The organism is Flammeovirga kamogawensis (assembly GCF_018736065.1).
Classification (GTDB): domain Bacteria; phylum Bacteroidota; class Bacteroidia; order Cytophagales; family Flammeovirgaceae; genus Flammeovirga; species Flammeovirga kamogawensis.
On record NZ_CP076129.1, the window covers coordinates 573,100 to 597,679 of the forward strand.

At 30.8% G+C, this 24,580-nt stretch carries 10 protein-coding genes; 4 read left to right on the forward strand and 6 right to left on the reverse strand.

The features are described 5' to 3' along the window. Positions 1–59: 59 nt before the first annotated feature. The 6 genes from KM029_RS21155 to KM029_RS21180 all read right to left on the reverse strand — a co-directional run bounded on the left by KM029_RS21155 (position 60) and on the right by KM029_RS21180 (position 16,210). Positions 60–1,550 carry a glycoside hydrolase family 30 protein gene (locus tag KM029_RS21155; RefSeq protein ID WP_144075804.1) on the reverse strand — a complete coding sequence of 497 codons (1,491 nt, stop codon included), beginning with the start codon at positions 1,548–1,550 and terminating at the stop codon, positions 60–62. Between the two features lie 471 nt (positions 1,551–2,021). Then, positions 2,022–2,606 carry a hypothetical protein gene (locus KM029_RS21160; protein ID WP_144075805.1) on the reverse strand — a complete coding sequence of 195 codons (585 nt, stop codon included), beginning with the start codon at positions 2,604–2,606 and terminating at the stop codon, positions 2,022–2,024. Positions 2,607–2,800: 194 nt separating this feature from the next. Beyond that, positions 2,801–4,705: a transglutaminase domain-containing protein gene (locus KM029_RS21165; protein WP_158631165.1), complete on the reverse strand. Its 1,905-nt coding sequence runs from the start codon at positions 4,703–4,705 to the stop codon at positions 2,801–2,803. A gap of 465 nt (positions 4,706–5,170) precedes the next feature. Continuing rightward, positions 5,171–13,414, reverse strand: a complete 8,244-nt coding sequence (locus KM029_RS21170; protein WP_144075807.1) for a T9SS type B sorting domain-containing protein — start codon at positions 13,412–13,414, stop codon at positions 5,171–5,173. An 8-nt stretch (positions 13,415–13,422) separates the two neighbouring features. Beyond that, positions 13,423–14,316 (reverse strand): OmpA family protein, encoded by an 894-nt coding sequence (locus KM029_RS21175; RefSeq protein ID WP_144075808.1) that lies wholly within the window; start codon positions 14,314–14,316, stop codon positions 13,423–13,425. Between the two features lie 10 nt (positions 14,317–14,326). After that, positions 14,327–16,210: an OmpA family protein gene (locus KM029_RS21180; RefSeq protein ID WP_144075809.1), complete on the reverse strand. Its 1,884-nt coding sequence runs from the start codon at positions 16,208–16,210 to the stop codon at positions 14,327–14,329. A 234-nt stretch (positions 16,211–16,444) separates the two neighbouring features. Here KM029_RS21180 and KM029_RS21185 point away from each other — a divergent pair, with 234 nt between their 5' ends. The 4 genes from KM029_RS21185 (at position 16,445) to KM029_RS21200 (ending at position 24,569) form a co-directional block, all read left to right on the forward strand. Then, positions 16,445–17,368: a PorP/SprF family type IX secretion system membrane protein gene (locus tag KM029_RS21185; protein WP_144075810.1), complete on the forward strand. Its 924-nt coding sequence runs from the start codon at positions 16,445–16,447 to the stop codon at positions 17,366–17,368. Positions 17,369–17,597: 229 nt separating this feature from the next. Continuing rightward, positions 17,598–18,638: an endonuclease/exonuclease/phosphatase family protein gene (locus KM029_RS21190; RefSeq protein WP_144075811.1), complete on the forward strand. Its 1,041-nt coding sequence runs from the start codon at positions 17,598–17,600 to the stop codon at positions 18,636–18,638. A 29-nt stretch (positions 18,639–18,667) separates the two neighbouring features. Beyond that, positions 18,668–21,388 carry a TonB-dependent receptor gene (locus KM029_RS21195; RefSeq protein WP_144075812.1) on the forward strand — a complete coding sequence of 907 codons (2,721 nt, stop codon included), beginning with the start codon at positions 18,668–18,670 and terminating at the stop codon, positions 21,386–21,388. A gap of 46 nt (positions 21,389–21,434) precedes the next feature. Continuing rightward, positions 21,435–24,569: a DUF5689 domain-containing protein gene (locus KM029_RS21200; RefSeq protein ID WP_144075813.1), complete on the forward strand. Its 3,135-nt coding sequence runs from the start codon at positions 21,435–21,437 to the stop codon at positions 24,567–24,569. Positions 24,570–24,580 lie beyond the last annotated feature (11 nt).

A 24,580-nucleotide genomic window follows, 5' to 3' on the forward strand; every position in this document is an offset into this window, starting at 1 on the left:
TTTTGTTTGTTAGTTAGAATTAGAGCCGAATCAATTTATAATTCAGCTCTAATTATTATCTATTTGTATAATAATGTCTGAATTGCATGAGCAGGAATTTCAGCATTAACTTCTTTGTCTCCTACAATAAAGTTATAACTAATCGCTTCATTTGTTTGATTCATCACTACTGTAGCAATACTTCCATCTGTATTTCTAAACGAAGTGCTTATTAAAGTACTACGACTAGTTGTTGTAGAAATTCTCTTAGCACCAGGCTTAATATATTTAGAGAAATGACCAATATAATAATATGAAGGAGTATAAATTAACTCTCCTTTATTAACATCTGCATGAATTGGAGAGAAACATAAATTATTAACGTGGTTTGGACCACCTGTTTGATCTAATAATATATTCCAATCTGTCCAACCTACAGTTCCTTGATTGAAGTCATTAATCATATTTCTACCATAACGTTCACCATTAGACCATCTCTGATAATGTTTTGCATCAAAGCCTTCTTGACATCCTTCTGTAAATAATATATTCTTGTCTGGGAAAGATTCTTGGATATTATCTAAATTAAGTTGCATTTCTTTACCACCAGTCCATGTTTCGTACCAGTGCATACCAATGCCCCAAGCATATTTTGCAGCTTCAGGATCTTCAAAAATTACATTCGCTCTATGAGAAATAAGATCACGGTTATGATCCCAAACTACAATATTTTTATCAGCCATTCCATTCTTTTCAAATGTTGGTCCTAAGTAATTCTTTAAGAAATCACGCTCTTGCTCAGCAGAATAAATACAAGATTCCCATGTTTGAGTCGCCATTGGCTCATTTTGGATTGTTACACCCCACATTGGAATACCTTGTTTTTCATATTCTTCGATAAACTTCACATAATAATTAGCCCATGATTGATAAAATTCAGGAAGTAAAGAACCTCCTTTTAGCATGTCCTTTTTTCCTTTCATAAATGCAGGAGGAGACCATGGAGATGCATAAGTTGTTAACTGTCCACCACTAGAAGCAATTGCTCTTTTCATCATTGGAATACGAAATTCCAAATCATGTTTTATTGAAAATGATTTCAATTCTTTATCACCTTCTTCTACATAAGTATAAGAATAAGAAGAAAAATCACAACTATGAATTGTTGTTCTTAATAAAGAATAACCAATACCATCGTTTGTGTAATATGCACTAATTAATTCGTCTTGTTTATCTTTTGGTAATTTTGCCCAAACTTCCGCAGATGCGTCAGTGATTGCTCCACCAATTCCTAAAAATGTCTGGAAAGATTTATTAGGATTAACAAAAACAGATACTTGATCTTCTCTTGGCTGAGTAGCTTGACCAAACTTAAATTCACCAGTTTTAGCTAATCTCAATTGTGAGTTATCAGCAGTTGTAACTACATCTACTTTTGATAATTCTAAAGCAGGCATTTTAGTTTCAACTTTAGTATCCACAGTTTCTACTGATGCCTGTTTTTGTGCACATGAACTTACTGCTAAAACAGTAAGTAAACCACCGATAAGTTTATTGAATTTCATTTTCATAATTAATGATTATATAATTTAGTTGACTCTACTAAAGTCGTTCATTTCATATTTCAAATGTACAATAGACATTTTTTGATTTCTTCATTTTCTACTATCAAATACAGTCTACACATTAAAATAATGGAGTATACATCAAGTCTACAACTGTTTTTTAAAATCTGATTAACAGCTACTTAAACAATAAAATCAGTCTACTTGTAAAATAAACAAAAAAGCCACCTAAATATCTAGATAGCTTTTCCCAAAGTTCAATAAGCGTAAAAAAGATTACAAATAACCTTTTTCACCCAAGGTATATTTATCAAATAACTAAACTTAATATGGCAATGAATCTAGAAAAACACATAGTAAATTTCACAATGATAGAATTAAGAAAATATCAATAAATTTTAACTCTAGATATACAACCTATAATTCAAATAGTCGATTCAGAAAAAACCATTTAGGCATGCTTATTTTTATATTAAACTATTTTCTAGACCAATTAATTGATTTATTTATCATCCATAAAAATCCTACTTCTCCAGTTACAGTTACGGCGGTTTCTACTCCAATTTTCCAACCATTATTTCCAATTTTATAATAGACATCTACCCATGCATTACTTCTATTCCAATCTTGTGTTACATCATATGTAGATGTAAACCCAACTGTATAACACAATCTTGTTTTAGTAGAAATATCAACTCCTGTTACAAAGCCTATATTATCAGCTCTATTCAAATCTTTCCTCACTGTTAAATAAGGCATCAATTTATCTGTTAACATATACCCATACCCTAACGAAAAAGAATAATTACCATTCATTTTTTTATTGTTTACATCTGATGGATTAGCTGGAGACATCCAATCATTTACTCCCATTCTTACATTTAACCAATGCCTACTATCGTTTTTTCTCAATTGCTGCCAAGCAGAAAATTCCGCGGAATTATCCCATCCTGCTAATTGGAAAACTGTTGTTTGTGCATGCGATTCATTAGTCAAACCCCATAATGATATTAAAAGAATTCCTAATACTTTTAATCTATAATCTGTACATATTCTACTCATAGTAATTATATTGATAATCTATTATTCAATCGAATGAATAGTAACGATAATTAAAAAGTAGAGTTACATTCTAGTTGTTTTAAAAAGTTAAATGTGTTTTTGAAAATAGTTATTGTAATAAAAAGGTAAAATAAACTACGAACTACTCCATAAAAAGAATAGGAAAATTGCTTTGCTACTTCCCTATTTACAGTCTACATCAAAGAGAAATTTTTCTTTTCGTCTTTTAATTTTGATAACTGTTCGTATGTTTCTTTAATAATAGATTCACAGTACATCTTCTCCCTGTCTGCCAATCTATCTATTTCTTTAGATTTTATGGAATGAAAAACAACAATGATTTTTGAAAGATCTTTAATCATAGCTGTTTGGGTAAGTAACTCTTTGTTTTGTTCTTCAGAATATTTAAAAAATTCTTGTTTAACATCACAAAAGTACTTTTTATCTAATGATTGAGAAAAGAATAAAGCCTTTAAGGAAGCATTTACTAAATCAAATTCCATCTTATATTTCGTTTCTCCGTTAGATTTAATGTATAAACCTCTAAGTAAACCTTGTTTTTCTACATATTTCCTTTTCAGTAAAGAGATATAACTAGAAATTTTTGTTTCATTATCTTCAACACTCATTTCTAATACTCTATTTTTCTTTTTAAGTAAAACGATACTTTTTTCAACATTAGAAATTTGCTCAGATTGGTGTTCTAAAACTTTCAAACTAACATTAGATTGAACCAATGTATAGAGTTGCTCTAAATATTCTGTCTGCGATTTGTTAAGTTGGTTAATGTAATTATTCTGATCAATTAATTTTAGATAATATTCATTCCTATCCTTTTTCAGCATAGATAATTGAGTATTGTAATACTCTACAACTGAATCAATTTCATGAATTTGCTGATGTGTTATTTTAAAATATAACCTGTCATATTCAGATTTCCTTCTAGGCTTTGATAAACTTGGATAATAACGTTCTTTTATCTTTTCACTAAACTTCTTGTAGTTAGATTGCTCATTTTTTATAGAAGTTTTACGTTCAGAAATCACTTCTTTGGTCATTAGATTTCTAGAAATATACTTTTCTCTTTTAGATAAAGGCACACTAAAGTTATGACGCTCCCACAATACTAGGGCATCTTTCTCTATTCTAGAATAAAATGAAATATCACTATTGTAAGAAGCCGCTGAAGAAGCTGCCTCATGATAATAAATTTGCTTCTTTTTAAAATAATCAGAAACAGCTTTTTTACTTTTATCTTGAGGAACAATTAAAGTTCCCCCTTTTAATAAACTAGCTTTAGAAAGTTGTTTATGGTTTTTTTGATTAAACTCTAGAGCCATTTTAGCATCTGCATAAATAAAATCTGCTGCTGCAAGACTATCGAAGTTATCTAAATTATCTGATGAATAAACAACACTATTTTCTACGGGAACAATACCTTGCATAAACTCTTTGAGAGTAATTGTATTGTCTAATAATTGCCAAGTTGGGTTTGCAGGCAGATGAGTTTTAATAAAATTATCAGGAGATATACAAAAGTAATTGTAAGTCACTTTGCTTTGAAAAACTTTTTCATTGATATCATTCTTTGCAGATTTATCTTTATCAGCTGTAATTCGTCCTGCTCCCCATTGTGTATCAACTAAAAACCATCTTTCGTCTAATTTAATTGCATTCCAAGCATGATTCGGTTTAAAAATTACAGTATTAATAGCACTGTTATCACTAAAAACATACCCTTCAACTGTTTTACTTCTAATATTAGCCGCATTACAAAGAGAGTCAAACACCATTGCAAAATCTTCACTTGTGCCTTTCTTTCTTTTTAAAATCTGATTTACAGAATAATATTTTGGCTTAGTGAGATTGTAAGCCTTAGTATCTACTGATATATTATGAACAACCCAAGTATATATATTTAATGCTTTAGAATAATCTGAGTTCTCATTCTCAGTTAAGTATTTACTCAACTTTTCAAACGAACTTGTGATTTTACTAGATGCATATTTTGCATATTCTTTTCCTTGTATATCCTGTGCTGTTACCGAAGAACAATTTATAGCCAGTAGAATTGTAAAGAAGTAAATAATTTGCCTCATAAAAAATGTAAGTAGTTGATAGTTATGCTTTCGTACACAATTTAATAACATCAATTTTCGTATTTTTATTGTACTAAACAAGTATTTTTTACACTTTTTTTATGACAGCAAGTCACTGCAAAACAATTAAATATAAAAATAATTCAATTTAATTTGAAAATATTTTGACACATTAAGTAACTTAATTGTCTATATATCGTAAGGGTATTTTTTGTACTTATGATTCAATCATATTTTTTCCACCCTTCATTTTTAAGAAAAAAGCTGCAAATAATTCTATATTATGTTAACGCAACCGGTTTAACGTAGTTTTTAAATACAAAAGCAACTCAATAAAAAACTAGTTTCTATTAAGTTGCTTTTATCCTTTAATCAAATTCCTATCGTTTATAAAGAGAGTGTTTTTATGAAAATAGATTTTCTCAAAATCTAGTTTATTTCCAATAAAAACACTCTCTAATTATTTTACTTTTTTATTGTAATATATTTTTTATACACTTTATTATCGATGGAAATGACAGCAAAATAAGTACCATCAGCTAAATATTCACCCTTGTTCTGAATGTTAGATTTACCATCCCAATCGTTCTTATAATCACTCGATGTATATACTTTTTGTTCCCATCTATTATAGACTTCCATCTTAACTTCTGCATTAGGCGATAAGCCCTCAATTACATATTTATCATGAATGTTATCATTATTAGGTGAGAAACCTTCAGGAATAAAGAAATCTAATTTTACCTCAATTTTAATTTCTTGGCTTGTAATACACCCAAACTTATCTTTTACCTCTAATACTAAAGAATACTTTCCTTCTTTAGTTGGAGTATAATCTGTCTCTAAAATAGATTCATCTGATAAATATGTTGCATCACTCCAAGTAAACTTTAGATTTTCGCCAATAATTTCAGGGTCTAATTCATACGTTTCTCCTCTTTTCATTGTTATTGTTTGAGGTAACTTTTTAATAATTGGAGCATCCTTCTTTACAACATGGTATTTATACCTTGTTATGTTATTTAATCTATCAGTAATTTCATATAAATAATCTCCTTCTGTTACTGTAATTTCTCTTTGGTTTACTACTGGAGATAGAATTTTACCTTGAATAGGCGAACTCTTGTCAACTATCCAAAGCACTTTTTGAGTAGAATTAGAAGGTTGTAAACCTAGAATTTTAATTTCAGAAGCACAATTACCCATATCAATATTTGTTACGTCAATTGCTGCCACTAGTCCTGGAACAATTTTAATTAAAACTGCACCCTCTTCTGATACCGCTGAATCATTATCTGTAATTACATATTTAACTTCAACATCACCTTCATAATCCTTTACTGGGAAAAACTTGATTTCTTTTTGAGAAATGACAGTAAATGTACCTTTATTTGGTATTGTAACAGACCTTTGTATACCTTTTTTAGAAGGATCTAAATCAATTGTTTTCGTATCAATAGTACCATCTAAATCAAAATCATTCGAAAGTATATCTACCACAATTGGTACATTCTTACCGGTTTCTGCATAATCTAAAATAGCTACTGGAGACTTATTTGGAACTACTAATGCTCTTGAAAAGTTATTCGGAAGATTAAGGTCAGCTTCAAATCCACTCACATTAGCTTCATTTAAATACACCCCTTTATCTAGAACTTTAACTTTAACAGTTAATGCCTTTTTATCACCATCTTTAAGCGATCCAATTGTCCATTTACTGTTTGCAAAATCAAAATTTGGTAAGGATGCACTTATAAACTGATAACCTGAAGGAACAATATCATTTACCTTAACTAACGTTGCATCAGTAGGACCCATATTTTCAACTAATAATGTGATATCTATAACATCATCAATATTGGGATTTAAATTACTTACTGATTGTGTAATTTGTAAATCAGTATCTTTAATTAATGATTTATTTTTCACAACAATTGGTACTACTACAACTAATATTTTAGCTTCTTTTGAAAATGCTCCTTTTACATCTTTCACTTTAAATCCCACTTCAACATCACCAATAAAATCTGTTGCTGGTGTAAATTTAATGTTTCCATTTCCTAAATACTCAAAGGTACCGTTATGAACAACTTTGATTCCGCCTGGTGTAGTATTACCTTCAAAATAAAATTGATTTAAATCTATTCTACTATCAATATCATAGGTTTGATCTTGCTTACCAAAGGTTGTATAATAATCTGCTGTAACTACATTTTCACTAGCTAATATCTGATTTACTGTTACTTTTAAATTTTTCTTAATAGCTACTGGAGGCGTATTAACCTTTACAGTACCATTATCTTTTTTATTTTGGTCTACACCTTTTCCATCTTTATAATTTATGCTCACAGCATTAGACCACGTTAAAGCGGCATTATTTACAATTACTTTTTCTGTAACTGTATAAGCCTGTTTCGAAGGTATATCATGTATATTTTGAACAGAGCCTAAAAGTGGATTATTACTTATACTATACCCCTGAGGTGCATTACTTAATAACTTAACACCTCTAGCATATGATTTACCGTTATTACTAACTCGGAACCTATAATAAAACTGATCATTATAATTTACATCAATATTCTTTACCCATGTCTTTCCTTTATCTAAAGAAAAATCTACTTCCACTTGAAGATCAACAATATTTTCTACTGGAACGGTTTCATCATCAGAATTATCAGAAATATCAATCTCTTTTTCATAAGAAGATACTTTAACTTTATTAATATAATTGATATCATCTAGTACTTTCATTTCTATCAATAACGACTCAGAACTGTTCTTTGAGACGACAGGTATTTCCCAAGTATTATTTGTATTCTTAAAAGTTCCATTTGTAACATTCTTAACAGACATATACTTTAAACCACTTGGAAAATACTCCTCCACTTTTACTTTAGTTGCATCATATTTAGTTGATTTATTGGTAACCTCTAGTTTAAATTCAACTATGTCTCCTACTTGATATTTTTTACCTGCTGCACCCGTTAAACTCTTCTTTACTATTAAGTCTACCTCTTTTACAAAAACATTAAATGTAGTATTCGCAACACATTTCCCATACCTATCTTTTACTTCTACTTCATAAACACAATCAGAAGAAGGTTGAGGAAGTATACCGTTGTACCTACCTGCTGGAACTTTAGTGTACACCTTTTGCTTTTGGTTTAAAGAGCCTTCAAAACTTCTACCATCCTTTCTACTCCAGGTTACATCAAAAGGTCCTGCTCCACTGAGGGTTAAATCTAGTGTTGTTGTATTTGTATTAAACTTATCAATTATAAGATCTGCAGCAACTACTTTTGTAATAGAAAGAGGAGCGTCTTTATTAATATTAAAAGTCTTTTTTATACTATTACCAAAATTATCAGTTATTATAACTTCATAACTACCCGGAGTAACGTTACTTTCCTGTGTACTTATATTTGTAACAATTGACGTTAGATTATTACCAGTCCATTTTGTTGTTACATTATTAAAACTAGACGATGATTGAATAGAATAATCAACATCAGTTTCACAATCTGAAATTGTTAAGTCAGGAGTTTGAAAATCATCTACTAAAACACCTATTTGTTCAGTAAAAGTACACCCATATTTGTCTGTAACTTCTAATTGATAAATTGTTGACTGAGAAGGTGTAACAGTAATATCTTTAGTATTATTAATGGTAGGAAGACTTGTTTTATCTCCTGACACTATACTCCATTGGTGTGTTAACCCTTTCCCTAAAGTTGTTGTTTGAAGTGTAACAGACCCTCCCGATAAAATTACATAACCATTAGGTAGCAACTTTGTAACTACTACACTTGGTGCAATATCTTTTTTGACCTCAAAGGTTTTATAAGTAATATTATTATAGTAGTCTTTTAAAGTTAATTGATAGATACCAATTGGTAAATCAATCGCTTCATCTATTGCATTGGTTGTTGTAGACCATGTTTTATTAATAGAATTACTAGCAGCTGAAATCCCTTTAATCGTTAATTTTGCTTTTTTACCACTAGCTTTGACATGATAATTAGATGCCTTTGATTCACAACTTCCTATAAGAACTGTACTAGGTGTTTCTATCTTAAATTTAGTCAAATCTACATTTACTTCAACAGGTAACGTTACCTCACAACCAAAATTATTAGTAACCTTAATAGTATATTTATTGACTGCTTTTGTCAAATCAATTTGACTACCCGTTGGTGTAAAACTGTATCCATTATGGTAAAAATTAGTTCCATTTTCATCATACCACTTAACAGCATCATTCGGTAACCATAAGTTATCATAAGGCACCATTGCACCATTCTTCAAATATTGTAATGTCACATCCAATTTTGGAGTTGGAGTTCCTGTAATTGATGTCTTTACATTATTTGTAACAATTTTTGGGCTTGGAATTTCTTTTACCTCATAAATTTTTGATTCAGTTTTTGATGTTGTTTTTCCTGGAAATGTATTTTCTGCAACAAACTTATATTTACCTTTTGAGTTTACAGTTAATTTTTTTCCTATAAGTATACCATTTGTATCTTTAATATCTGTAATACCACTTGTAATTACCTTATTACCTGTAAGATCCATATTCATCCATACCATACTAGATATAGTACCAGTTGTAGAAGAAGCTATACCATTTAACTCAACATCATTTAATGCACATTCACCTACTTCTAATGATGTATTCGTAATTGAAATAGTAGGACCACTAGCAATCTCTACATTAATTATTCCCTTCTGACAAGTTTCCACACCAGATAAATCACTAATTAAATATTCAACAGGATCAAAAGTACCCGTTTGTGTTACCGAAGAAGATGTAAAAGTGATCTTATCATTATTTATCTGAAATTCACCTACTTTCACACCAGATTTTTTAGCATCTGTCTTCTTCGTTCCATTTTTAAATTTAAATGTTGAGATATTTAAACCTAAAGAACCAAATTTCTTAATTATATTATTTCTAGCATCATATTCTAAATCATAATCATTTAGTAGAGGTTCAAAATCGAAAGTGTTTACCCCAGACCCACCTTTTATGTTATCAGTTGTCGCAATAGGACAGTGATTTGGTTTTATAGAAATATTATCCCATTTATCTGAAGAAACTGAACTTGATACTCGAGCCCAATTTATGTATTCTATACCATTTTGATAACGTAAAACCTTTAATTTAATCGTATAAATATATGATTTAGAAGGTTCCATTGTAGGTTCTACCCACTGATTATAATTTGAATTTTGTGAACCTCCTGAAGCTGAAACAAATTTTAATCCAGTAGGTATTACATCCATTATTTCAACATTGTCTGCGTATGATGGACCAATATTTTTAACTTCAATTTGATATGTAATTTCATCTCCAATATTTGGAGTTATACTACCATTTTTAATTGTTTTTTTAATTGAAAAAGCAGTCTTACGGATTACGTTATAATTGGCAATTGATGTAATTTTTGTAGTCCCTAAAGTATTTGCTGCATCAATATTCAATGAAACTACCTTATGTTCCGCCTTAGGTTTAAAAGTAATTATATACTCATAAGTATCTCCAGAACTAATTAATGGTTCTGTAATAACTAAATTTCCAGAGAAAGTAGTTTTATTAGGTATATTCCTAGTTCCTGCACTAACACCATTCTTTTTTACTGTAATATCTGTAACAGCTGATAAAAGTGATGAATTCAAGTTTAACGCCAAGCTATTAGATGTTGCATTATTACAAGAAGACGTGTTTGTTACAACAGCTTTAACTTGAAATATATCTTGACCTGCAATTAAATCTCTTGAAGATTTTTCCCATGGTGTACTAATGTTATTCCCTTTTTTTACATATAACTCTAAGGCAATAGTAGCTCCATTTACAATTGTAATTGGCAATTTATTACTTACTGCACAAGTACTTAACTTCTTATTCCTTGAAGCTACCCAATACTTACCTGGAGTTAATGCGGTTCCATCAACAAGTCCTGCTTGTGTTAAAATTACTCCTGGACTATTTGACACATCAGAGTAAAAAATTAATTCTTCTCCAAAACCTACTTTAAACTTTTTACTAACATCTGCTGTACCTCCTGAACAAGCATCAAAGAAATTAGAAGAAGTAGTTTGTAAAATAGTAGGGTTAACAAGTTTCTCAATAGTAAAAAAGTTTTCTACACTAGAATTACAAGACCCGTTTCTACCTATTACTTTAAATTTATTTACTCCATCAGTTATTTTATTAAAATTTGTAATTGATGCAAAACTAGCCAGTTTATTCCATGATGTACCTACTTGAAAATATAAATCAAAAGTAGAAAGTGTCGTAGGTTTTATACCATCTACAGTAAATAAAGATGTTAAATCATATTGTTTTTGAACATTACAAATTACATCGGTATTCTTTAATAAATTTACTATTCCTTTCTCTACAAAAGTTACGTTTAATACATCACATGTAGAAGAAGAGGTCTGTGTATTTATAACCTCAACTGTATAAGTTCCTGCATTTAAAGCACTCGTATTTGTTAGTACAGTTCCTGAATTATCCTTCACAACTACATCTGTATAATTTAAAGATGTAGGAGAAAATCTATCTCCGGTTTCTGCGTCTAAATAATCAAAAATATTAAAAGATTGCCCTTCACAAATTGGAATAGTAGATGAATAAGGAGGTTTTATTTGAACATATTTACGATGTAAAACAATCTCTCTTTTTTGAGATTCTCCACCATGATTATCTACTAAAGTATAATAGAAACTCATTGTTTCTTTTCCCTTCCAATCTACTCCTTGAGTAAATTTCAAAATTGCATTATTTACAGATACACTACCTTTTGTAGCAAAAGATAAAGTTGTTTTACCATTCAAATCTGCCATAGAAGAATAAAGTTTCACCTCACTTCTATTTAACCCTGAATTATCAGGATCGGTAAAATAAGTAGATAGGTCTAAAGAGTATCCCGTTGCAGAATTACAAATCCATTTTGATACATTTTGAGCATCAGGTTTTCTATTTATTACTGGAGTTATTTCTTGAATGTTGTCAGTCTCTACAATATTCGGGTCATCAATTTTAGTAAATTTATAGTTATATTTCTTTGGGTCTTTTATATGACTATCTGGATCAAACTCACCCGGAAAAGAAATTCGTTCATTTACTTCTCCTCTAATTACGTAATCAGCAGGAGTCGAAGAATTTAATACATCAAATTCTATTGTTATTTTTATTAATGAATTGTGCTTTATTGTGCTTAAAGTAAATTCCTTTACTGATGGCGAAAACGTTACAGCAGGGTTTGAAGAAATTATTTTTAATGAATTTAGATCATAAGCAGTAGAGTTCATCAGCAACTTTAACTTAACATCAGTTGCATCACTTTCACCCCAGTTCATAACATTTATATCTAACCTATGTTTACTTCCTATGGTATAAATGCCCTGTGGAAGTATCTCAACACCTAAATCCACAGTTGGTGTAACATATAAATCTTCTGTACTTATGTTATTGAAAGGTTTATCATAAGAAGTAGAAATACTCCCTTTAATTTCTGCTGTATTTTGGTACGACCAAACAGAAGGATAAGTAGGTTTTACCTTAACCTTAACTTTTATCGATTTTGTCTCATTTGATCTTAATAATGACCCGTTCCACGTTAAGTCGTTTGGGTTAGGGTAACCAATCATTATTTTAGATTGTAATCTATTTGTTTCTGGATCTGCTAAATCTAAACCTACTATTTCTAATGTATTAATAAATTTATCAATGACTTTAAAAGATTGAACAGCATCAGGACCAAGGTTTTTAGCAGTAATTGTGTAAGTCACTATTTCTCCAACCTTAGCATTTAAAGTAGATATGCTTTGAGAAATTTCTAAATCTGCTCTTGGATATATATTAATTGTAGACTTTTTTTCTACATTTAAAATTTTAGGATTAATTAGTTTCGTTTTGGTACTTCTAATAACACTTCCAATTTCATAAGAACCAGGAACCATTGATTTTAGCTGCAAAAGCATTGTACCATTTAAAGAATTTTCAATTTTTGCATGCCCAATCACTAATTCTCTACTTCCATCTGCCTTAGTAGTAACACCATTTGTTGGAGAAACCAAAGTTAATCCTTTAGGAATTGATATCACTTGTACCACATCTTCTACATCAGATGGACCTGCATTATTAACCTTTACTTCTACTTCTACTATTTCACCAGTTAAGTTTTGTGTAAAACTCCTTTTTCTAGTAATTAAATGGGTTACTTCAGCTAATTGTTCTACAGTAATTTTAGGCTGATTAGCAGCTGGAATTTTTTTACCATTAATAAAAATTGGGAGTTCGTAATTTGTTCTATTTGGGTGAGGTTTTAAATCAATAATAACTTTAACAGTAGAATTCATTGGTAAATTACTTACTTTTAATTCACCTGTATTAAAATTCGTATTTGTCAAATTTCCTCCTCCAACAACTTGAGGTAAATTTGATAAAGGTTGTAAAATAGAAGAATGAGGATCGTTTACCATCCCCGGTATAATTATAACTGCACTACCTGAACCGCCAGTATTTTTTAACTCTAAAACTAATTTTAATTGGTCTGTAACCTTAGCATTCGATACTTTTGTTCCACCTTTTGTATAGTAACTATTAACTATAGAAACCTGAGCAGAAACTCCTATTGAAATAATACTCAATAGAAGTAAAAGTATAATTTTATATGTGTTATTTAAGTGTTTCATTTCTAGGTTTATTTTATCAGAATCTCTGTTCTTCTGTTTAACTGATGTGCTGCTTCAGAACAGCTGATATTGTTCTCACAATTATTTACTAATTGAGTTTCTCCAAAAGAAAATTGTTGAATTCTGTTTTTATCAATTCCTTTTTCTATTAAATATTTCACTACAGCATCTCCTCTCTTTTTAGAAAGAAACTCATTATATGTATTTGAGCCTCTAGAATCTGTATGTGAGCTTAATTCTATAATTGTGTTTGGGTGATTTATTAAAACTTCAATTATTTTATCTATTTCTTCTATACTTTCTTTTGATAAATCTGCCTTATCAAAAGCATAATAAACACTTTTTGAAACTGGATGAAAGAATACAGGTGGAGATGATTTTTCTTCAACTTTGCTGTCCAAGGATTTTAAATTTCCATCTCCTTGTTTAAGGTTTATCTCTCTATCATTAGATATTGATTCAAAAACCGGAAGAATAGTATTCTCAAAAATTTTACTAAAAGAGCTTTCAGCAAAACCCCTCGTATGTTCCCCCAAACTGATAAAAACAGAAATTAATCCTACCAAAAAGATAAGGTAACCAACACCTTTTCTCTTTAATTTTCTCTGTTCTTTTTCCTTTTTCTTCTCCTCTGCAAAAGCAACTTCTTCAGAACCATTAAAAGTATTTTCTACAAATCTATTGTCATACTGAAAGCGTTTACTTTTATCTGAAAGGGTTATATATGCCTCATTAACTTTCTTAAATAAATACTCGTTACTCGGATCATTCCCAGCCACATCAGGATGATATTTTTTAGCGAGCGTTAAATAAGCTTTTTTCAATTCTTGTGGAGTGACATCTCTATTAACGCCTAAAACCTCATAATAATCACCCACACTTCGTTCGTTTTTTGTACGCATTAAAGAATGATTATTTGATTAATATTTCAGTTCTTCTATTTAACTGATAAAGTGCCTCAGTACAATCTTTATCGTCTCCACAATCATTTACAGATTGTTTTTCACCATAAGAATTTGAAACGATACGAGATTTATCAATTCCTTTTTTAATTAAGAAATTCTCTACTTCTGTTCCTCTTTTCTTTGCTAAAACTTCATTATAGCTATCAGAACCTCTAGAATCAGCATGTGAACTCAACTCAATCTGAACAGATGGATTTTTCTTTAATATTTCTATCATATTATTGAGTATTTCAACAGATTCCATTGTAATTATCGATTGATCGAAACCAAAATATACTGTTTCTAAAACAGGCTGTTTCAGTAAAACATCAATCTTAAGTGTTTTTACATCTGCAGCTAATTTTTTAGTTGTAAAAAGGGAATCTTTCTGATTATAAAAAGCCTTTGTACCTGTTAAGATGAAATCGTTATTCTTCTCTATATCAAAATAATATAAACCAGTTTCTTCAGATCTTGTCTCTGCCAAAACATTTTCATCTGTGTCTTTTAACTGAAGTATGGCATCTGGAATTGTATCTTTTGTTATAGCATTGATCACATAGCCAGACAGAGTGATATATTCTTTTTTCGGTAAAATTGTCAACTCATAAATATCATCATCTCCTTTACCTATTTTTCTATCTCTTGATGCAAAATACCCATGTACTAATGTCGAATCTAGGGTTAAACTAAAGTCATCATGTTTTGTATTTACAGGGTAACCAATATTATAGCTTTTCTTAAATGATCTATCTACTTTTTCAGCAACAAAGATGTCTAATCCACCTAAACCAACATGGCCATTTGATGCAAAAAATAAATTGCCTTCTTTATCCAAAAACGGATAAAGTTCACTTCCATCCGTATTAATATTTCCTCCTAAATTAATTGGGTTAGACCAAACGCCATTTTTATAAGTAACTTTATATAAATCTGTACCTCCAAACCCACCAGGCATATTCGATGCAAAAATTATGGTTTGATCGTCTGCTGAAATTGTTGGATGACCAACCGCATAATTTTTAGAATTAAAAGGTAAAACTTCTTCGTTCTTCCATTCCCCTTTTCTATTCTTAGTTATCTTGAGAATCTTTAATTTATTCAACTTGTCTTCTCCAACAGTCTTTTTTGCTAAACCTCCATAATTTCTAGTGATCAAAACAGCTTCTTCATGATGGAAATAAGCAATTGGACCATCATGATATTTTGTATTAAGATCATCATCTAAGTTCTCTACACGTACATTAATATCATCTACAGTTGTATAGATATTAAAGAAGTAAGAACCATCATTATTATATTTTTTTGTAAGGAAATTTTTATTCTCAGGAGGTCTATTAGAGACAAATGCAATTGTAGAATCTTTTATTACAGGACCAAATTCACTAAATTTTGTATTAAATGGTATTTCATCAATTATATATCTAGAAGAGTCTTTATAAAAGATATCTATAGAATCATATATCATATACCTTTCTGCTTGATACGGATGCCCTATCTCATTAAAGTATGTTTCATACCATCTTTTAGCTTCTTTGTAATCTCCAATTTCTGCTAAACCTTGAGCATAGTAGAACTTATAGATTGCTTTCTGACCTTCCAACTCAGCTAATCTTCCATAGTATTTTGTAGATTCTTTTACACGATTTATTTGTCTGTATGAATCTGCTATTTTATTTAAGACATAAGGATCTTCTTTCTTATTTCTAAGAACAATTTTATATCTATCAATCGCTTTCTTGTATTGATGTAAATTGTAGAACATATCTGCAATTTTCAATTTTTCTGATTGAGCAATCGACTTAGTACTAATTAAGCTGCATAATATAAGCAAGCATATCAAGAGTCGCATGTGATAATTTTTAGATTTCGTTTCAAAATCTTGTCAAATAAAAAACACTATAACAATGTTAATTACAAATGTGAGACAATATTATCTATACACCATGACAATATTTGTTTTGTAATAATTGTTAATTAATCAGTGCAATTTGTTCTAGTAAAAAACAATATTTAACAAATGTGAAAGGAAGTGGCCAGTGTATCATCTCAATGGTTTTTAATGTGAACAATCCGATATACACTTATGAAAAACTTACTTATCTCTATTATTTTGCTACTTAATATCTCTGTTGTTTTTGCACAACAAGATCCAATTTACTCACAGTATATGTTTAATACTGCAGCAATTAACCCCGCTTATGCTGGGGCTTCTGAAACTGTTAGTATAAATGTATTACATAGGTCACACTGGGTAAGTATGCCAGGTGCTCCAAAAACAAATACGTTTACTGCAACAATGCCCATTGCACATAATAAACTAGGTTTAGGTGTGTTTGCAATGAATGATGAAATTGGTGTTTTTAAAAATACACAAGCGTACGGAATGTTATCGTACCACTTACCAGTTTCTTATAATGGTAAATTATCTTTTGGTTTACAATTCGGTTTTAATCAATATAGAGGTAACCTAACAGAGGTAAAAGTAAGTTCAAATGGTAAATTTGATCCTGCATTTGCCAATAACATTTCAAAAACTCAGTTTAATACGGGTGCTGGTGTATGGTTTCAGACAACTAAATTCTATGCTGGTGTTTCTATCCCGAGAATATTAGACAATAGAAATGTAAAGAAAAATAGCAATGAGCCAATTACTATTGAAAATCAAATGCATGCTTATTTTATGACAGGTGTTGTATTAGATGTTAGTAAAGATATAAAAGTAAAACCTTCTACATTAATTAAGTATGTAGAAAACAATAAAATTTCTTACGATTTAAACACTACATTTTATTTCCAAGAGAAAATTTCATTAGGCTTCTCATATAGAGATACAAAATCTTTAGTATTAATGTCAGAAGTTCAAGCAACAAAAAATATTAGAATTGGTTATTCGTATGATATGAGCTTATCGGAAGTTCAAAATGTGTCTGGAGGTTCTCATGAGGTAATGTTAAGATACGAATTGAAGTGGAATAAGACTCAAATTATGACACCAAGATTCTTCTAAAAAATAAGCACTTGCAGATGATTGCAAGTGCTTTTTTATTTATAAAATTACGATTGTTCACAATGTTACGTGTAAGTTAAATTATATCTAATGATTCTTCATAAAAAATATTTTAATGCTTTTTTAACATTATGTTTGAAATGACAATTAAATAAAGATCTCTCAAGGTATTTCGAAAGTAGATATACCCTATTAAATAAACCTAACTTATTTTATTCATTCATCTAAAATGACAAAGATTCAAATTTTTCTCATTTTTTGTTTATTTACAATTAGCAAAAATGTGAATGCTCAAAAAGAAAATTACAAAGTTTATAGTATTGGCTTCTATAACTTAGAAAATCTTTTTGATACGCTAGATACCCCGGGTAAAAACGATGAAGACTTTCTTCCTGATGGTTCTTATAAATGGACAGGAAAAAGGTATTTAGAGAAACAAGAAAGGATGGCTAAAGTAATTGCCAAAATTGGTGCAGAAATAGCAAAGGCTCCTCCTACCGTAATAGGCTTCAGTGAAATTGAAAATAAAAGTGTTTTAGAAGATCTTATTAATCAGGATGCTTTAAAGAAATACAATTATGGCATTTGTCATGTAGAATCTCCAGATAAAAGAGGTGTAGATGTTGGGTTAATTTATAGAAAAGATCAACTAACTATTGATAAAGTATCTAGCAGGGATCTTAGAATAAAAGAAACATATGCAGGTAATAATTGGGAGTATGCTACTAGAAATCAGTTGATCGTCGAAGCAGAACTAGCAGGAGAAAAATGTGCTTTCATGGTCAATCACTGGCCTTCTAGAAGAGCACCATCACCTTACCGAGAGGCTGCTGGAACACTTAATAGATCAATTATTGATTCACTAAGAGCAGTTAACCCTTCAATTCATTGTATCACAATGGGTGATTTAAATGATGACCCCACTAATAAAAGTGTAACGAAGGCATTGGGCGCTGTTGGAAATTCTGATAAGCTATCGTCAAAAAACATTCTTTATAATCCTTTTAATAAAATGTATAAAAAAGGCTTAGGAACATTGGCGTACAGAGATAGTTGGAACCTTTTCGATCAAATAATAATTTCTAAAGAGCTTAAATTAAATAAAGAAGGTCTATTCTTTTATAAAGCCGAGATATGCAATTTTTCAGAATTAAAAAATAAAGAAGGCAGGTACAAAGGGTACCCGCATAGAACATATTCAGGAGGTAATTATTCTGGTGGTTATTCAGATCACTTCCCTGTTGTAATCTATCTTATCAAACAAATCTAACATTTATTATCTCTCATCAATCTATAAAGATGAAACATATTTTGACTTCAATCTTGCTGTTCATTCAATTTGTAGCAATCGCACAAGAAGGAACAATGAGTGGTACTGTTCGTGTAAACGGTACTGAAAGAGCACTTGTGGCAATACGAGTGGCAATTAATGGAAACACGTATATTACTGATGAAAATGGTAAGTTCGAAATTCCAAGCGATATCAATCTTACAGATGCGTTAGTACATATATCCGCAGATGGTTTTGTTCCTGTAGACATTAAGTTTAAAGACAAGATGGTTATTCTCCTATCGCCTCAGCTTGATGATGCAAATTCTATTGCTTTATCACTTACAGATTTGGACGAAGATGACGGTGATACACAATCTACACCTGGTTTGTTATTTTCTTCTGGCGATGCTTATTCTGCAATAGCTGGCTATGCTTGGGGCCCATATTGGTTTAGAGCTAGAGGATATCAGTCTAACTACATGAATGTGTATATTGATGGAATTAATATGGCTTCTCCAGAAAGAGGTTATGCTTCTTTTTCTTTATGGGGCGGTTTAAATGACGTTACCCGTAATAAAGAAACAACTGTTAATATGTCGCCAGTAGATTTTACTTTTGGCAACATTGGTGGTTCAACAAATATAATTACAGACCCTTCTCAACAACGACCTGGTTTTAAAGCAAGTTACTCAATGAGTAACTCAAGTTATAGAAATAGATTTATGCTCACATATTCTTCTGGTTTACTAGAAAATGGTTGGGCATTTACTGTTTCAGGGTCAAGAAGATGGGCACAAGAAGGCTTTGCAGAAGGAACCACTTATGATGCTTACGCAGGTTTTATTAGTGCAGAAAAACAATTTTCTGATAAACATAAAGTTGTATTAACTGCTTTTGCTGCTCCATCAACAAGAGGTCAGCAAGGGGCAACTGTGCAAGAAGCATACGATTTAAAAGGTACTAATTATTACAATCCATATTGGGGTTATCAAAACGATAAAAAAAGAAATAGTCGTACAAAATCTATAATGTCTCCTCAGTTTATTGTAAAAGATCAATGGAAAATAAATGAGAAATTGATGCTAAAAACAGCTGTTGGATTTACTTACAGTAAAGAAAAAAGAACTGCTTTAAATTGGTACGATGCTCCAGATCCAAGACCTGATTATTACAGAAACCTACCTTCTTACCAATATGATCAGGGGAATACTACTGCAGGAGATTTATTAACTGATTTATGGAAAACAGATAAATACGGTCAAGTAGATTGGGATTTCTTCTATAAAACAAATCAAAATAATCCAGAGACTGTTCCGGTAGATTGGACAAAGCCTAACGGAGAAACAATTACAGGAAATAGATCACATTATATTTCTGAAGAACGAAACTTAGATGCTTATCATATTGATGTGAACCCTACTATTATATGGGATATTAACTCATCATTAAAGTTAACAACAGGCATTCAATATCAACTTTATAAAGGAAATAATTACAATACTTTAGGCGATCTTCTTGGTGGTGATTTTTGGGTGGATATTGACAATTTTGCTGATAGAGATTTCCCTGATCCTATCAAAGCCTTAAATGATATGAACGACCCTAATGTTGTTAAAAAAGTTGGTGATAGAATCGGCCATGATTACTCTTCGAATATAACAACTGCAGGCTGGTGGGCACAAGTACAAAAATCATTCAACAGAGGTTCTATTTACCTTGGTGGTAACATTACACAAACTTCTATGTTTAGAGAAGGTAACAGAAGAAAAGGATTATTCCCTCTTAATTCATATGGTAAATCTGATGTATTAGATTTCACAGATTATGGTGCTAAAATTGGTGGTGAGTATTTTATTACTGGACGTAATGTAGTTACTGCAAATGCTACCTATTATACAAAAGCTCCTTACTTTGTAGATAGTTTTACATCTTTAAGAACAAGAAACGAAACCGTTGAAAATCTTAAATCATCTAATGTAATTTCTGGTGACGTAAATTACTACTATAGAGGTGAAAGGTTAAAAGCAAGAGCATCTGCATTCTACACGCAAATAAATGATCAGACCAAAGTGATCAGTTATTATGATGATGCCTACCAAAACTTTGTAAACTATGTGCTTACTGGTATGGGGCAAGAAAATATGGGTGTTGAATTGGGTTTACAATACAATATTACACCAGAGTTAAGAGCCAAAGCTGCTGGTACTTATGCTAGTTATATGTATAGTGCAAACCCAAAAGCAACAACAACTGTAGACAACAGTTCTTCTAAACTTAGCGAAGATGAAACGGTCTACTTTAATAATAGGCATGTAGGCGGTACTCCAGAAGTTGCTGGTTCATTAGGTTTAGAATATTGGTCAAAAAATTATTGGTTTGTTGGTATTCAAGGTAATTTCTTAGGTGATAGATATGTTACACTAAACCCTGCTAGATATACAGATAGAGCTATTGATGAGCCAGGTGTAGAAATAGGAAGTGATCAATATTACGCAATTCTTGATCAGGAATTATTAGAAAACTCTTTCACTCTTGATCTATCAGGAGGTAAAAGTTGGAAAATCCATAACTATATGCTCCGTGTTAACCTCAACATCAACAATGTACTGAACAACCAGAACATTGCAACTACAGGTTTCCAACAATTTAGATATGATTTTGTAGATGGCAATCCAAATAAATTTGCCAACAAATACTACTACGCACAAGGAATAAGAGCATTCTTAAACGTAGGGTTAACATTCTAATCAAAAACTATTTCAATAGAAGTTATTTATATAAAATACCCTTATCATGAAAAAATACATTAAGAGGTTTACTAGATATAATTTAATTTTTGTGAGTCTCTTTCTTACTCTAGCTGCTTGTGAGAAAGATGATCCAGATATGCCAGGAACTAAAAAAGACAGTTCTAAAGTTAATGTTCAAGTTACCCACTCTATCACACAATTAAAAGAGTTATATGACGGGTCTGATTTATTTGATATTAATGAAGAAATCAATATTCAAGGAACAGTAATATCATCAGATTCAACAGGAAATATCTTTAAATCAATTTATTTAATTGATGATTCTGGACAAGGTATCCAAGTTAAAGTTAACAAAACTGACTTGTATCTTGATTATAAAATCGGTCAGAGGCTTTATATAAAATGTAAAGGTTTGATGTTAGGCCAATATGGTGGAATTATCCAAATTGGAGGAGAATACAAAGGTAAAATTGGTAGTATAGATGAAGCTTTAATTGCCGATCATATTATAAAAGGAGCATTAGAAAGTGTACCTACACCAACAAAATTAGACTTAAAAGCTCTTCCTAAAGATATTGAAAAATTATACAATACTTGGGTAACTTTAGAAAATGTACAATTTGTTGAACAAAATGTAAATTATACCGACGGACAAAAAACTACGAATAGAGTAATAACTATTGCTTCAGGAGAAAAAGTGGTTGTTCGAACTTCTAATATGGCTAGTTTTGCAGGAGAGCAACTGCCTTCTAAAAGTGGTAGTATCACTGCTATTCTATCTGCCTATAATGGAGATTTACAGTTAACATTAAACTCTTTAAACGATATAAAGTTTAATGCTCCTCGTTTCAACATTTCTGCCGGAATAGGTAAAGGTACTTTAGCTGAACCGTTCGATATTAAAGCTGCTGTAGCAAGAGAAGGTGAAAAAGAAGTCTGGATAAAAGGGTACATAATAGGTTCAGTTAACGGTAAATCTTTTAAAGATGATTTTGTTCTAGGTTCTCAGACATCTTCTTCGGTTTCTAATGTATTAATTGATACAAATAAAGAGGTCAAAGATGCTGCAACTGCTTTTCCAATTCAGTTATCTGATTTACAACTTCGTTCTGATTTAAATTTAAAAGATAATAAGGTAAATTATAAAAAAGAGATTTGGATTAAAGGTGATTTAGAAAAATACTATTCTACAACTGGTTTAAAAAATGTAACTGCTTATTCATTTGATGGTAAAACAGTTGTTACAATTCAAGGTAGTAGTAATGCTATTGGACTAGGAAGTGAAATTAAGGCTAGCGAATTTACAAAATCTGTTATTGATTTTATTACTTGGAATGAAACCGCTTCTGGTGCAGTTTGGGCAAGTAATAATAAAAAAGTTAGTGTTAATGCTTATAAAAAAGGAGCTACAACTGCTTGGATGATTTCAAAAAATGAAGTAGATTTTTCATTATTAAAAACACCTAGATTAATCATTACAGAGGAGCTTAAATATTTCTCTGACTTTAAAGATATTGAAGTTCTTGCATCTACCGATTATAAAGGTGGCGATCCAACAAAAGCCAATTGGTCTGTTTTAAAAGCAGATGGTACTCGTAAAAATTCTGGTATAAATGAAGTTCAATTTAACGTGTCTGGAAGTGCACATATCGCATTTAGGTATAAAGCTTCAGATACAAAATCTATGGAATGGATTATAAAGAATGTAGAAGCTGCCGAAAAAGGTGCTGTACAACCTGCAGATCCAGTTAAGGGTGATGGTTTAACAATTGCTACTGCATTTAATGTTGCTGGAGTAAAAGCAAATCAAGGAGCTGCAAAAAACAAGGACTATAAATGGGCAAAAGGTAAAATTGTTGGTTACTTAACGAGTACAGGTTTTAAACCTGGGGCAGCTGGTGCTGGAAATACAAACATTGTAATTGCACTAAGAGACAACGAAACTAATGAAAGTAAAATAGTTAGTGTTCAACTTAGTAAAGGTTATATTAGAGATGGTTTAAACTTAGTAGACAATCCTAGTTATGTAAATAAAGAGGTTTGGATAAAGGGCGCTTTTGAAAAATATTACGGACTTGAAGGTATAAAATCAATAAAGGCGTTCTCTATTGATGGTAGTACTGAAGTACAAGACCCAGGAAATATTTCTAATCCAATTTTAGGACAAGGAACAGATATTTTAGGAAGTTCACTTGTGGCTACATCAATTGATTTTAGCACTTGGAACGAAACATCTTCTGAAATGATCTGGACTGCTAAAAGTGGAAAAGCATCTATTAATGGGCGTGGTAAAGGGAAGAATACTTCTTGGTTAATTTCTAAATCAAAAGTTGATTTTTCATCGTTTACCTCACCAAGATTAATGGTTAATGAACAGATTTCATCTTTCAAAGCACTATCAAATGTTAGAATTGTTTATTCAACAAACTATTCTGGAAGTGGAAACCCAACAGCTGCAACATGGACTGACTTAACTGTGGATGGAACAAGATTGACATCTGGAAGTACAACAACTCTTTTAGAACTTCCTAATGGAGTAAATAATATCTACATCGCTTTTGTTTATACAAATAATGATGATTCGGACGCTTCGAGTTGGTCCATTTCTAGTGTTAAAGCTGATGATAAACCAACTGGTCCAATTTTACCTGCTGGGGTTAATTTAGGAGATACTAATGTAAGTGGTTTTTCTGATCTAATAATTTCAGAATACGTTGAAGGTTCTTCTAATAATAAATATATAGAAATCTTTAACGGAACTGGTAATGATGTTGATCTAAGTAATTATAGCATAAGCAAAGACGGTAATGGTAATGATGATTTCACAAAAACTGTTACACCTTTAAGTGGAACTTTACCTAACGGGGCAACTTTTCTAATATGTAATTCTAGAGCAAGTTTAACACTTCCATCTGGTGTTACTACAAAAAGTATTTATGCTGTTAATTTTAATGGTGATGATCAAGTTGCGTTACAAAAAAACTCAACAATTATTGATCAAATAGGTATTCCAGGTGACGTTGATTATGCAAAAGATAAAACTTTTAGAAGAAAATCTAATGTAAGAGTACCCAAAGCAGGATCAAACGACCCTAGAGTATCAACAAACCCTGCTACTGAATGGGATGTATTTTCAAAAGATGATGTCTCTGGTTTAGGAACGCATTCATACAAATAATAAATAACTGC